We start from the raw sequence: 12,455 nt of genomic DNA, 5'->3' as shown, positions 1-12,455 counted from the left end.
CATCGCCGCGAGCCGGGCCAGCCGCGCCGGATCGGCACCGTCCGTGTGCAGGTCCACCGGGCAGCCGTGCTCGGCGGCGACCTCCAGCACCGCCTCCACGTACCCCGCCGGGTCCGGATCGAGGTCGGGGCAGCCGCCCACCACCCCGGCGCCCATCTTCACCGCGTCCCGCAGCATCGCCAGCCCGTCGGCGCCCGCCACACCCGTGAGCAGCCGGGGTACGGCGACGGCGGTCACCTCGACCAGCCCGCGCAGCGAACGCCTCGCCTGGAGCAGCGCCTCCAGCCGGCCCAGACCCTGCGCGTCCCCGATCCGTACATGGGAACGGAGGGCCGTCGCGCCGTGCCCGAGCTGGAGGAGGGCGGCCTCGGTGGCGCGTCGCTGCACGTCCTCGGGGGAGTACGAGGGCGCGTACGAGGAGGAGGCGGCGGGGGAGCCGACGGTGGCGGAACCGGCGGATGAGTCCACGGCGTCGACGGCGTCCGCCGTCAGCGCCGTGTCGCTGTGCGCGTGCGGCTCGGCCGGGGCGGGCAGCAGCAGGTGGCCCGTCAGGTCCAGGCGCGCGCCGTGCGCGGTGAGGCTGCCCGCCGTACCCACGGCCTCGATCAGGCCGCCGCCCAGCCGGACGTCGACGATCCGGCCGTCGGGGAGCCGCGCGCCGGAAAGGAGGAGCCCGCCCCCGGCCCGGTCGGACGGCTGCGACGGGGGCTGCGGCTGCGGGTGGCTGTCGGGCATCGCGCTCCTGGAGGGATCACCACGGGCGGCGGAGAGGGGGCGGGGAAGGAGACGAGGAGGGGGCCGGAAGGGGGACGAAAAAGGAGCCGGAGGGGGTCCGGATCTGTGATTGATGTCTCCGCCGAGGTCAGGATCACGCAGAGTGGACCGAGCCTAGGTGCGCCCCGGCCACGCTTCGCGGAGGAGCGCAATAGTCGTACCGGCGAGGCCACCAGTGGCCTACGGGGCACAGGGGACCAGGGCCCCCGGAGGGGCCGCGAAACGGATTTGGGCGATCGGCGAGGGACCGTGTAATGTCTTCATCGCTCGCCCCAATAGCTCAGTCGGTAGAGCGTCTCCATGGTAAGGAGAAGGTCTACGGTTCGATTCCGTATTGGGGCTCAGGTGTTCGGTGATCCTCGCCCTCGGGCGAGGGGATCCGACATCGAAGCGGTGTAGCTCAGACGGTAGAGCAAGCGGCTCATAATCGCTGTGTCACCGGTTCAAGTCCGGTCACCGCTACACAAAGTAGCCGATTGTGGGGTCGGTCCTTCGATCGGCTACTCTTTTCTGCGTTCATCTTTTCATCCGTAAACCGTCCGTCCAAGGAGCACTCACGTGGCTGCCACCGACGTCCGCCCGAAGATCACGCTGGCCTGCGTGGAGTGCAAGGAGCGGAACTACATCACCAAGAAGAACCGGCGTAACAACCCGGACCGTCTTGAGATGAAGAAGCATTGCCCGCGCTGCAACTCGCACACCGCGCACCGCGAAACGCGCTGAAACAGGCTCGTATGCGAGGCCGTCCCCTCTGGGGGCGGCCTCGTGTCGTTTGTAGTGGTCACATTCATCAGGAGGGAGCGAGTCCATGGCGCTCGATCAGTCCTTCGTGGGGCGGAGCTATCCGCCCACCGAGCCGTACGAGGTCGGCCGCGAGAAGATCCGTGAGTTCGCCGAGGCGGTGGGGGACACCAATCCGGCGTACACCGATCCCGAGGCGGCCAAGGAGTTCGGGCACACCGACGTGATCGCCCCGCCGACCTTTGTGTTCGCCATCACGTTCAAGGCGGCCGGCGATGTCATCGCCGATCCGCAGCTGGGGCTGGACTACAGCCGCGTCGTGCACGGGGACCAGAAGTTCGCGTACTCCCGGCCCGTCCGCGCGGGTGACCGGCTGTCCGTCACGTCGACCATCGAGGCCATCAAGTCCCTCGCGGGCAACGACATCATCGACGTCCGCGGCGAGGTGCGCGACGAGGCCGGCGAACACGTCGTGACCGCGTGGACCAAGCTGGTGGCGCGCGCCGCCGAAGGGGCGTGAGGCGGATGGCCGCGAAGATCGGTTACGACGAGGTCGAGGTAGGTACGGAGCTGCCGGCCGGGAGCTTCCCCCTCACGCGGGCGACGCTGGTGCGGTACGCGGGTGCCTCCGGGGACTTCAACCCGATCCACTGGAACGAGAAGTTCGCCAAGGAGGTCGGGCTGCCGGACGTCATCGCGCACGGCATGTTCACCATGGCCGAGGCGGTCCGCGTGGTCACCGACTGGGTGGGCGATCCGGGTGCCGTCGTCGAGTACGGCGTGCGTTTCACGAAGCCCGTGGTGGTGCCCAACGACGACAAGGGCGCGCTGGTCGAGGTGAGCGCCAAGGTCGGCGCCAAGCTGGACGACAACCGGGTCCGGGTCGACCTGACGGCCATGAGCGCCGGTCAGAAGGTGCTGGGGATGTCCCGCGCTGTCGTGCGCCTGGCCTGAGTCTTCACGAGGTGGTGGTGAGGGGCGCCCGCGGTCGCGGGCGCCCCTCACCGCTGTCCGAAGGCCCCTGGCGGTCCCGGCCTTGACAGGTTAGTTATCCATCAATAACTTAGTCGCATGGTCAGGATGAGCGCAGAAGAGCGGCGGGAGAGCGTGATCCGCGCCGCGGTCACCGAGTTCTCCCGCAGCGGCTACCACGGCACGTCCACCGAGGCGATCGCCCGCCGCGTCGGCGTCTCGCAGCCGTACCTCTTCCGGCTCTTCCCGAACAAGCAGGCCATCTTCCTCGCGGCGGCCGAGCGCTGCCTGGCCGACAGCATCCGGCTCTTCGGTGAGGCGTCCGAGGGGCTGACCGGCGAGGAGGCCCTGCACGCCATGGGTGGCGCGTACGTGGAACTCATCGCCGAGGACCCGGAGATGCTGCTCATGCAGATGCAGATGTACGTGACGGTCGCCGCCGCCGAGGCCGCGGGCGACCACTCCTTCGGTGAACCGGTCCGGGCCGGCTGGACGAGGCTGTACGACTCGATCCACCGGGCGCTCGGCGGCGACGAGGCCGGCACGAAGGACTTCCTGGCGCACGGCATGCTCATCAACACGCTCGTCTCGCTGGGCTTCCCGCCGGAGCACCGGCTCTGGGTGGGCGTGAAGGACGATCCTCCGGCCCTTCCCGGGGAGTGAGCCGTCCGCGAAGGACCTCGTAAAGGGGTCCCGTACGGGATCAGGGGGCCTTCCCCTGTCCGTCAAAGTTAGTGATCAATTACTAATCAATCCACGGCCCATCGGCCAACACCTAATCACCAGGGGGAAGAAATGACCCAGCAAACCACCAACCCGCCCCAGGCACTCGGCCCCCGGGCCGTCTGGGCCCTGATCATCACCGGCGTCGCCGGCTTCATGGCGGCCCTGGACAACCTCGTCGTCACCACCGCCCTCCCCTCCATCCGCGAGGACCTCGGCGGCGCGCTGGAGGACCTGGAGTGGACGGTGAACGCGTACACGCTCACCTTCGCCGTCCTCCTGATGTTCGGCGCGACCCTCGGTGACCGCTTCGGCCGCAGAAAGCTCTTCCTCATAGGCCTCACGATCTTCACCGGCGCCTCCGCCGCCGCGGCCCTCGCCCCCGGCATCGACGCGCTGATCGCCGCCCGTGCCGTCCAGGGCGTCGGCGCGGCGATCATGATGCCGCTCACGCTCACCCTGCTGACCGCCGCCGTCCCGGCCGAACGGCGCGGCGCGGCCCTCGGCATCTTCGGCGCCCTCACCGGCCTCGCCGTCGCCAGCGGTCCCCTGATCGGCGGCACTCTCACCGAGCACCTCTCCTGGCAGTGGATCTTCTGGCTGAACGTCCCGATCGGCCTCGTCCTGCTGCCGCTCGCCCGGCTGCGCCTCCAGGAGTCCACCGCCCCCCACGCCCGCCTCGACGTCCCCGGCACGCTCCTCATCAGCGGCGGACTCTTCGGCCTCGTCTACGCCCTGGTCAACGCCAACGCCGATGGCTGGACCAGCCCCACCGTCCTCATCGGCCTGTTCGCGGGCTTCGCGCTGCTGGTCGCCTTCGTCCTCCACGGCATCCGGCGGCCGGACGCGATGCTTCCGATGCGGCTGTTCAAGGACCGGGCCTTCTCCGGGATCAACGCCGCGAGCCTCCTGATGTTCCTCGGCATGTTCGGCTCGATCTTCCTGCTCAGCCAGTTCCTCCAGAGCGTCGCCGGCTACTCGCCCACCGAGGCGGGCCTGCGCATGCTCCCGTGGACCGGGATGCCGCTGCTGGTCGCGCCGCTCGCCGGGATCCTCTCCGACCGCGTCGGCGGCCGTCCCGTCGTCGTCGCCGGACTCGCCCTCCAGGCCGTCGGCCTGGGCTGGTTCGCGACGGTCATCGCCCCCGACGTGTCGTACGGGGCGCAGCTGCCCGCTCTCATCCTCAGCGGCATCGGCATGGGCCTGTACTTCGCCCCCGCCGCCAGCCTGGTCATGTCCAGCGTCCGCCCGGCGGAACAGGGCATCGCCTCCGGCGCCAACAACGCCCTGCGCGAGGTGGGCGGAGCGCTCGGCATCGCGATACTCGGCGCGGTCTTCGCCGCGCAGGGGGGTTACGAGAGCCCGCAGAGCTTCGCCGACGGTACGGTCCCCGCCCTGTGGATGGGCGCGGGCGTGGTGGCCCTGGGAGCCCTGTGCGCGTTCCTCATCCCGTCCCGCCACGCCCAGCGGGCCACCGGCCCGCAGGCCACGAAGGACGAGCGCGAGCCGGCGACGGTCTGACCAGGTCCGGACAGCCGGACAGCCGGACAGCCGGACGGGTCCGCACCGCACCCCGCCGTACCACACCTCCGCCGCACCACACCCCGCCGTACGGTCCGTCGGCAGCCGGTCCCCGGCCGCCGACGGACCGTACTCTTGTCCCGTGCAGGAACTCCACGACGCGCCCCTCGCCCCCCTGACCACCTTCCGCCTCGGCGGCCCCGCCCGCCGCCTCCTCACGGCCACCACCGACGCCGACGTCGTCGACGCCGTACGGGCGGCGGACGCGGAAGGCACCCCCCTCCTGGTCATCGGCGGCGGCAGCAACCTGGTCATCGGCGACAAGGGCTTCGACGGCACCGCCCTGCGCGTCGCGACCACCGGCTTCGACCTCGACGGCACCACCCTCGAACTGGCCGCCGGCGAGGTCTGGACCGACGCCGTCGCCCGTACCGTCGAAGCGGGCCTCGCCGGGATCGAGTGCCTCGCCGGGATCCCCGGATCGGCCGGCGCCACCCCGATCCAGAACGTCGGCGCGTACGGCCAGGAGGTCTCCACCACCCTCACGGAAGTGGTCGCCTACGACCGCGCCGCCCGCGAGACCGTCACCCTCACCAAGGACGAGTGCGCCTTCTCGTACCGTCACAGCCGCTTCAAGGAGGACCCGGCGCGCTATGTCGTCCTGCGCGTCCGCTTCGTACTGGAGGACGCGGGCGGCCTCTCCGCCCCCCTCAAGTACGCCGAGACGGCCCGCGCCCTCGGCGTCGAGCCGGGCGAGCGCGTCCCCGCGGCCCTCGCGCGCGACACCGTCCTCAAGCTCCGGGCCGGCAAGGGCATGGTGCTCGACCCCGAGGACCACGACACCTGGTCGGCGGGGTCCTTCTTCACCAACCCGATCCTGACCGAGCAGGCGTACGAGGACTTCCTCACCCGCGCCCGGGCGCGCCTCGGTGACGACGTGACCCCGCCCGCCTTCCCGGCGGGGGAGGGCCTCAGGAAGACGTCGGCGGCCTGGCTGATCGACAAGGCCGGATTCACCAAGGGGTACGGCACGGGCCCGGCCCGCATCTCCGGCAAGCACACCCTCGCCCTCACCAACCGCGGCGGGGCGACCACGGAGGACCTGCTCGCCCTCGCACGCGAGGTGGTGGCCGGGGTACGGGACGCCTTCGGCATCACACTCGTCAACGAACCGGTGACGGTGGGCGTCAGCCTGTAGTCACGCCCCCGGAGCACGGCCCGCGGACACGCCCTAGCTCGCCAGCCAACTGTCGATCCCTGCCAGCAGCTTGTCCTGCGTCGGCGCGTCCGCCGCCGACCCCCGGACCGACTGGCGGGCCAGCTCGGCCAGTTCGGTGTCGTCAAAACCGTTGTGCTCACGCGCCAGTTCGTACTGCGCCGCCAGCCGCGACCCGAACAGCAGCGGGTCGTCCGCGCCCAGCGCCATCGGCACCCCCGCGTCGAACAGGGTCCGCAGCGGTACGTCCTCCGGCTTCTCGTACACGCCCAGCGCCACGTTCGACGCCGGGCACACCTCGCAGGTCACCCCCCGGTCCGCGAGCCTGCGCAGCAGCCTGGGGTCCTCCGCCGCCCGCACGCCGTGCCCGATCCTGGCCGCCCGCAGGTCGTCCAGGCAGTCCCGTACGGACGCCGGGCCCGTCAGCTCACCGCCGTGCGGCGCCGCCAGCAGCCCGCCCTCCCTGGCGATCGCGAAAGCGCGGTCGAAGTCCCTGGCCAGCCCGCGCCGCTCGTCGTTGGACAGCCCGAAGCCGACCACACCCCGGTCCGCGTACCGCACCGCGAGCCGCGCCAGCGTCCTGGCCTCCAGGGGGTGTTTCATCCGGTTCGCCGCCACCAGCACCCGCATGCCGAGACCGGTGTCCCGGGAGGCGGTGTCCACGGCGTCCAGGATGATCTCCATGGCCGGGATCAGCCCACCGAGCAGGGGGGCGTACGAGGTGGGGTCGACCTGGATCTCCAGCCAGCCCGAGCCGTCCCGTACGTCCTCCTCGGCCGCCTCGCGCACCAGCCGCTGGATGTCCTCCGCCGTACGGAGGCAGGAGCGGGCGATGTCGTACAGGCGCTGGAAGCGGAACCAGCCGCGCTCGTCGGTGGCCCGCAGCTTCGGCGGTTCACCACCGGTCAGCGCGTCGGGGAGGTGGACGCCGTACTTGTCGGCGAGTTCGAGCAGGGTCGTGGGCCGCATCGACCCGGTGAAGTGCAGGTGCAGATGGGCCTTGGGCAGCAGCGTCAGGTCGCGCGGTCGGGTGGTGCTCTCCATTCGAAGATCCTGCTGCATGTAGGCACCCCCGGACAGCCCTTTTCCCCCTACGAGTTCTTGCCCGAATGTCTGCGCGAATCAAACGGGCGGGGAAGGGAGCCGGAAAAGGACCGAAAAACGGCCCCCGGCCGGGGCCGGGGGCCGATCTCCACGCGCGCGCACCGCGCGGGCTGTGACGCAAAACTCAGTCCCCGGCAGTCACCGGGCTCAGTCCCTGGCCTCCGCCAGCAGCTTCTGGATCCGGGCCACGCCCTCCGCCAGGTCCTGGTCCCCGAGCGCGTACGACAGCCGCAGGTAGCCCGGCGTACCGAACGCCTCACCCGGTACGACAGCGACCTCGGCCTCGTCGAGGATCAGCGCGGCCAGCTCGACGGAGGACGCCGGGCGGACGCCGCGGATCTCCTTGCCCAGCAGGCCCTTCACCGACGGGTACACGTAGAACGCGCCCTCGGGCTCCGGGCAGACGACCCCGTCGATCTCGTTGAGCAGCCGCACGATCGTCCGGCGCCGCCGGTCGAAGGCGGCCCGCATCTCGGCGACCGCCGCCAGGTCGCCGGTGAGGGCGGCGATCGCCGCGACCTGCGCCACGTTCGACACGTTGGACGTGGCGTGCGACTGGAGGTTCGTCGCCGCCTTCACGACGTCCTTGGGGCCCACGAGCCACCCCACCCGCCAGCCGGTCATCGCGTACGTCTTCGCGACCCCGTTGACGACGAGGCACTTGTCCCGCAGCTCCGGCACGACGGCCGGGAGCGAGGTGAACGTGGTGTCTCCGTAGACGAGGTGCTCGTAGATCTCGTCGGTCAGCACCCACAGCCCGTGCTCCAGGGCCCAGCGGCCGACGGCCTCGGTGTCCTCGCGGCTGTAGACGGCACCGGTCGGGTTGGACGGCGAGACGAAGAGCACCACCTTCGTACGCTCCGTACGGGCCGCCTCCAACTGCTCGACGGTGACGCGGTAGCCGGTCGTCTCGTCGGCGACGACGTCCACCGGCACCCCGCCGGCGAGGCGGATCGACTCGGGGTACGTCGTCCAGTACGGGGCCGGGACGATGACCTCGTCGCCCGGGTCCAGGATCGCCGCGAACGCTTCGTAGATCGCCTGCTTGCCGCCGTTGGTGACCAGGATCTGGGCGGGGTCCACCTCGTAACCGGAGTCGCGGAGCGTCTTCGCCGCGATGGCGGCCTTGAGCTCGGGGAGCCCCCCGGCCGGCGTGTAGCGGTGGTACTTGGGGTTACGGCACGCCTCCACCGCGGCCTCGACGATGTAGTCGGGCGTCGGGAAGTCGGGCTCGCCGGCACCGAAGCCGATCACCGGGCGGCCGGCGGCCTTGAGGGCCTTGGCCTTGGCGTCGACGGCGAGGGTCGCGGACTCGGAGATCGCGCCGATGCGGGCGGAGACCCGGCGCTCGGTCGGCATCGTCGGGGGGATAGCTGCGCTCATGCCTCCCATGGTCCCAGACACGAAACCTCCTGGGCACACAGGTTTCGTAGGGTGGACATATAAGGAGATGAGCAGCGGACATGCGGCGGGCACCGCGGGCGGCCGGAGGAAGCCGGGCTTAGCTGTTCGACGTCGGGCCCCCGACCACGTACACTCACTGGTCGTTGGCCCTCATCAGCCACGTCCGGACGGCACACTCAACGCGTCCGGCCGGATGCGGTAGGTTGGGGCAAGCGCAAAGGGTCGTAGCTCAATTGGTAGAGCACTGGTCTCCAAAACCAGCGGTTGGGGGTTCAAGTCCCTCCGGCCCTGCTACACGCACACTGTCTTCAATGGTGTGCGTTTCAGGTAAGTACACTTCGATCTATGCATCGCCGTGCGGCTCCTCCGGGCGCGGCACGGCCACGACCCGGAATCAGGTGAGTGAGCGTGACGGACGCCGTGGGCTCCATCGACAAGCCTGATGCCGACGATGAAGAGTCCGCAGAATCGAAGAAGCCCCGTAAGGGCGGTAAGCGCGGCAAGAAGGGCCCTCTGGGCCGTCTCGCGCTCTTCTACCGCCAGATCGTCGCCGAGCTGCGCAAGGTCGTCTGGCCGACTCGCAACCAGCTGACGACGTACACCACAGTGGTGATTGTCTTCGTTGTCATCATGATCGGTCTGGTGACCGTGATTGACTACGGCTTCAACCAAGCAATCAAGTACGTCTTCGGCTGATCCCGCGAGGGCGCCCGACGCGGCGCCCCTTTCGCGTGTTTCACCCATTGAGCCAGGAAGAAGCAGCCACAGTGTCTGACCCGAACCTGAACGACGCCCGGGAGTCGGTGGAGTCCGTGGAGGACGAGACCGGCATCGTCGAGGCGGCGGACGCTGTCGAGCCAGACCAGGCCGAAGCCGCTGACGAGGCGGCCGGCGAGCCGGCCGAAGAGGCCGCGCTGACTGTCGAGGACGAGGACGCCGCGACCGACGAGGACGCGGAGACCGAGGGCCTGGAAGCTTCCGAGGACTCCGACGACGAGGACGCCGACACCGACGAGGACGCCGACACCGACGAGGACGCGCCCACCGAGGCCGTCGCCGTGGTCGACCCCGTCGAGGCCCTCCGCGAGGAACTGCGCGGCCTGCCCGGCGAGTGGTACGTGATCCACACCTACGCGGGCTACGAGAAGCGCGTGAAGGCGAACCTGGAACAGCGCGCCGTCTCGCTGAACGTCGAGGAGTTCATCTACCAGGCCGAGGTCCCCGAGGAAGAGATCGTCCAGATCAAGAACGGCGAGCGGAAGAACGTTCGCCAGAACAAGCTCCCCGGGTACGTCCTCGTGCGCATGGATCTGACGAACGAGTCCTGGGGCGTCGTTCGGAACACTCCTGGTGTGACCGGCTTCGTGGGCAACGCCTACGACCCGTACCCCCTGACGCTGGACGAGATCGTGAAGATGCTCGCGCCGGAGGCCGAGGAGAAGGCGGCCCGCGAGGCGGCCGAGGCCGAGGGCAAGCCGGCGCCGTCCCGCAAGGTCGAGGTCCAGGTGCTGGACTTCGAGGTCGGCGACTCCGTCACCGTCACGGACGGCCCCTTCGCGACCCTCCAGGCCACGATCAACGAGATCAACGCCGACTCGAAGAAGGTCAAGGGTCTGGTCGAGATCTTCGGCCGCGAGACCCCCGTCGAGCTGAGTTTCGACCAGATCCAGAAGAACTGAGCCCACCCGCTCACCGAGCACACCCGCTCGCTTCTGGCACAGCCGCTTCCGACAGGTCAGACAGGCTCCGACAGCTGTCTGACCTGTCGGTTTTGGCCGCGCAGCTATACCCGTTATCGTTGTGCGGTATGCCTCCGTCCGGATGACTGGACGGATGGCCGAGAACTCTCACTAGGACCCGGAGAGAGCAATGCCTCCCAAGAAGAAGAAGATCACGGGGCTCATCAAGCTCCAGATCAACGCCGGCGCGGCCAACCCGGCTCCGCCGGTCGGCCCCGCGCTGGGCCAGCACGGCGTCAACATCATGGAGTTCTGCAAGGCCTACAACGCCGCGACCGAGTCGCAGCGTGGCATGGTCGTGCCGGTGGAGATCACGGTCTACGACGACCGTTCCTTCACCTTCATCACCAAGACTCCGCCGGCCGCCAAGCTGATCCTCAAGGCCGCGGGCGTGGACAAGGGCTCCGGCGAGCCGCACGTCAAGAAGGTCGCGAAGCTGACGCGCGACCAGGTGCGCGACATCGCCACCACGAAGATGCCCGACCTGAACGCCAACGACCTCGAAGCCGCCGAGAAGATCATCGCCGGCACCGCCCGTTCCATGGGCATCACGGTCGAGCGCTGACCCAGCCGGGCAGCCCCAGTGGCAGGACCCTGCGCGGTCCGGACCACGAACTCCACACCTGAAGAAACACAGGAGCAGAAGTGAAGCGCAGCAAGGCACTCCGCGGCGCGGACGCGAAGATCGACCGGGAGCGCAACTACGCCCCGCTCGAGGCCGTCCGTCTCGCCAAGGACACCACCACCACCAAGTTCGACGGCACCGTCGAGGTGGCCATGCGGCTGGGCGTCGACCCCCGCAAGGCCGACCAGATGGTCCGTGGCACCGTGAACCTCCCGCACGGCACCGGCAAGACCGCCCGGGTCCTGGTCTTCGCGACCGGTGACCGTGCAGAGCAGGCGCGCGCCGCGGGAGCCGACATCGTCGGCTCCGACGAGCTCATCGACGAGGTGGCCAAGGGCCGTCTCGACTTCGACGCCGTTGTCGCCACCCCGGACCTCATGGGCAAGGTCGGCCGTCTCGGCCGCGTCCTCGGCCCGCGTGGTCTGATGCCCAACCCCAAGACCGGAACGGTCACCCCTGATGTCACGAAGGCCGTGAACGACATCAAGGGCGGCAAGATCGAGTTCCGCGTCGACAAGCACTCGAACCTGCACTTCATCATCGGCAAGACGTCGTTCGACGAGACGCAGCTGGTCGAGAACTACGCCGCGGCGCTGGACGAGATCCTCCGTCTGAAGCCGTCCGCCGCGAAGGGCCGCTACATCAAGAAGGCGACCCTCGCGACGACGATGGGCCCCGGCATCCCGCTGGACGCCAACCGCACCCGCAACCTCCTCGTCGAGGAGGACCCGGCCGCCGTCTGACACCGACGGAAGCCAGGTCGCGCGCGTGACGCGCAGCCGTACGTACGAAGAGCCGGTCCCCGCGCCTCCCCGGAGGTGCGGGGACCGGCTCTTTCCGGCGGGGGTGGCCCGTACACGTGGGCGGATTTGCCTGCCGTGCTCCCGCTCGCGTACTCTCCTGAGGAAGCCAAAGACCGCTGGTCGTTGTCGTGTGCTCGTAAGAGTGTGCGGCGGCCGAAGGATCCGCTAGCTGCGGACGACCTGCGCAGGTGACTGTGGAGAGCTCCCGGATTCCATTCGGTTGAGCTACGCCCTGGCGCCTGCGCCGGGGCGTTTCGTTCGTTCAGCCCCTTCCGAGAGCGGTCCTCATCACCCGGAAGGAGGCCGATGCTCATGGCAAGGCCCGACAAGGCTGCCGCGGTGGCCGAGCTGACGGACAAGTTCCGCAGTTCGAACGCCGCTGTGCTGACCGAGTACCGGGGTCTCACCGTGGCGCAGCTCAAGGAGCTGCGCCGTTCTCTCGGTGGGAACGCCCAGTACTCCGTGGTGAAGAACACGCTGACCAAGATCGCGGCCAACGAGGCCGGGATCAACACGCTGGACGACCTGTTCGCGGGTCCGACGGCGGTTGCCTTCGTCACCGGTGACCCGGTGGAGTCGGCGAAGGGTCTTCGTGACTTCGCCAAGGACAACCCGAATCTCGTCATCAAGGGCGGTGTCCTTGACGGCAAGGCACTGTCCGCGGACGAGTTCAAGAAGCTTGCGGACCTCGAGTCCCGCGAGGTTCTGCTCTCCAAGCTGGCAGGTGCCATGAAGGGCAAGCAGTCCCAGGCTGCCTCCCTCTTCCAGGCGCTTCCCTCGAAGTTCGTCCGCACCGCGGAAGCGCTTCGCGTCAAGAAGGAAGAGCAGGACGG

13 protein-coding genes, 3 tRNA genes and 1 pseudogene are annotated in these 12,455 nt (G+C 69.4%); 14 read left to right on the top strand and 3 right to left on the bottom strand.

Features of this window, described 5'->3' with window-relative positions; all coding sequences use genetic code 11:
- Nucleotides 1-735: pseudogene (locus GT042_RS17395) on the bottom strand (hydrolase); the annotation flags it as partial.
- Between the two features lie 308 nt (nucleotides 736-1,043).
- Between GT042_RS17395 and GT042_RS17390 the strand changes: the two are divergent.
- The 8 genes from GT042_RS17390 (at nucleotide 1,044) to GT042_RS17355 (ending at nucleotide 5,929) form a co-directional block, all read left to right on the top strand.
- Nucleotides 1,044-1,116 (top strand) — tRNA-Thr (locus GT042_RS17390).
- 47 nt (nucleotides 1,117-1,163) lie between these two features.
- Nucleotides 1,164-1,236, top strand: a tRNA-Met gene (locus tag GT042_RS17385).
- Between the two features lie 96 nt (nucleotides 1,237-1,332).
- A complete protein-coding gene (gene rpmG, locus GT042_RS17380; RefSeq protein ID WP_003956487.1) occupies nucleotides 1,333-1,497 on the top strand; it encodes a 50S ribosomal protein L33 in 165 nt (54 codons plus the stop codon).
- Between the two features lie 85 nt (nucleotides 1,498-1,582).
- Nucleotides 1,583-2,035, top strand: a complete 453-nt coding sequence (locus tag GT042_RS17375) for a MaoC family dehydratase N-terminal domain-containing protein (RefSeq protein ID WP_161309626.1) — start codon at nucleotides 1,583-1,585, stop codon at nucleotides 2,033-2,035.
- A 5-nt stretch (nucleotides 2,036-2,040) separates the two neighbouring features.
- Complete coding sequence (locus tag GT042_RS17370) at nucleotides 2,041-2,469, top strand: MaoC family dehydratase (RefSeq protein ID WP_161309625.1); 429 nt, start codon at nucleotides 2,041-2,043, stop codon at nucleotides 2,467-2,469.
- Nucleotides 2,470-2,586: 117 nt separating this feature from the next.
- Entirely contained in the window at nucleotides 2,587-3,150 is a 564-nt protein-coding gene (locus GT042_RS17365; protein ID WP_202533010.1) for a TetR/AcrR family transcriptional regulator, read from the top strand.
- Between the two features lie 132 nt (nucleotides 3,151-3,282).
- Nucleotides 3,283-4,731: an MFS transporter gene (locus GT042_RS17360; RefSeq protein ID WP_161309623.1), complete on the top strand. Its 1,449-nt coding sequence runs from the start codon at nucleotides 3,283-3,285 to the stop codon at nucleotides 4,729-4,731.
- Nucleotides 4,732-4,873: 142 nt separating this feature from the next.
- Complete coding sequence (locus tag GT042_RS17355) at nucleotides 4,874-5,929, top strand: UDP-N-acetylmuramate dehydrogenase (protein WP_161309622.1); 1,056 nt, start codon at nucleotides 4,874-4,876, stop codon at nucleotides 5,927-5,929.
- A 33-nt stretch (nucleotides 5,930-5,962) separates the two neighbouring features.
- On the opposite strand, the gene GT042_RS17350 is transcribed toward GT042_RS17355, so the two are convergent.
- Both GT042_RS17350 and GT042_RS17345 read right to left on the bottom strand, forming a co-directional pair.
- Nucleotides 5,963-7,009 carry an adenosine deaminase gene (locus GT042_RS17350; RefSeq protein WP_161309621.1) on the bottom strand — a complete coding sequence of 349 codons (1,047 nt, stop codon included), beginning with the start codon at nucleotides 7,007-7,009 and terminating at the stop codon, nucleotides 5,963-5,965.
- Between the two features lie 189 nt (nucleotides 7,010-7,198).
- Entirely contained in the window at nucleotides 7,199-8,434 is a 1,236-nt protein-coding gene (locus tag GT042_RS17345) for a pyridoxal phosphate-dependent aminotransferase (RefSeq protein ID WP_161309620.1), read from the bottom strand.
- 239 nt (nucleotides 8,435-8,673) lie between these two features.
- On the opposite strand from GT042_RS17345, the gene GT042_RS17340 reads away from it, so the two are divergent.
- The 6 genes from GT042_RS17340 to rplJ all read left to right on the top strand — a co-directional run.
- Nucleotides 8,674-8,746 (top strand) — tRNA-Trp (locus tag GT042_RS17340).
- A gap of 117 nt (nucleotides 8,747-8,863) precedes the next feature.
- Nucleotides 8,864-9,151 carry a preprotein translocase subunit SecE gene (gene secE / locus GT042_RS17335; protein ID WP_161309619.1) on the top strand — a complete coding sequence of 96 codons (288 nt, stop codon included), beginning with the start codon at nucleotides 8,864-8,866 and terminating at the stop codon, nucleotides 9,149-9,151.
- A 71-nt stretch (nucleotides 9,152-9,222) separates the two neighbouring features.
- Nucleotides 9,223-10,134 carry a transcription termination/antitermination protein NusG gene (gene nusG / locus GT042_RS17330; protein WP_161309618.1) on the top strand — a complete coding sequence of 304 codons (912 nt, stop codon included), beginning with the start codon at nucleotides 9,223-9,225 and terminating at the stop codon, nucleotides 10,132-10,134.
- 190 nt (nucleotides 10,135-10,324) lie between these two features.
- Entirely contained in the window at nucleotides 10,325-10,759 is a 435-nt protein-coding gene (gene rplK, locus GT042_RS17325; RefSeq protein WP_161309617.1) for a 50S ribosomal protein L11, read from the top strand.
- 80 nt (nucleotides 10,760-10,839) lie between these two features.
- Nucleotides 10,840-11,562, top strand: coding sequence for a 50S ribosomal protein L1 (rplA, locus tag GT042_RS17320; protein ID WP_161309616.1), 723 nt, complete (start codon nucleotides 10,840-10,842; stop codon nucleotides 11,560-11,562).
- A gap of 372 nt (nucleotides 11,563-11,934) precedes the next feature.
- The coding region (rplJ, locus tag GT042_RS17315; protein ID WP_161309615.1) for a 50S ribosomal protein L10 at nucleotides 11,935-12,455 on the top strand (521 nt) is incomplete at its 3' end.

The sequence above is a fragment of the Streptomyces sp. SID3212 genome (genome assembly GCF_009865405.1).
GTDB lineage: Bacteria > Actinomycetota > Actinomycetes > Streptomycetales > Streptomycetaceae > Streptomyces.
This window is presented reverse-complemented; position numbering and strand designations above follow the sequence as displayed.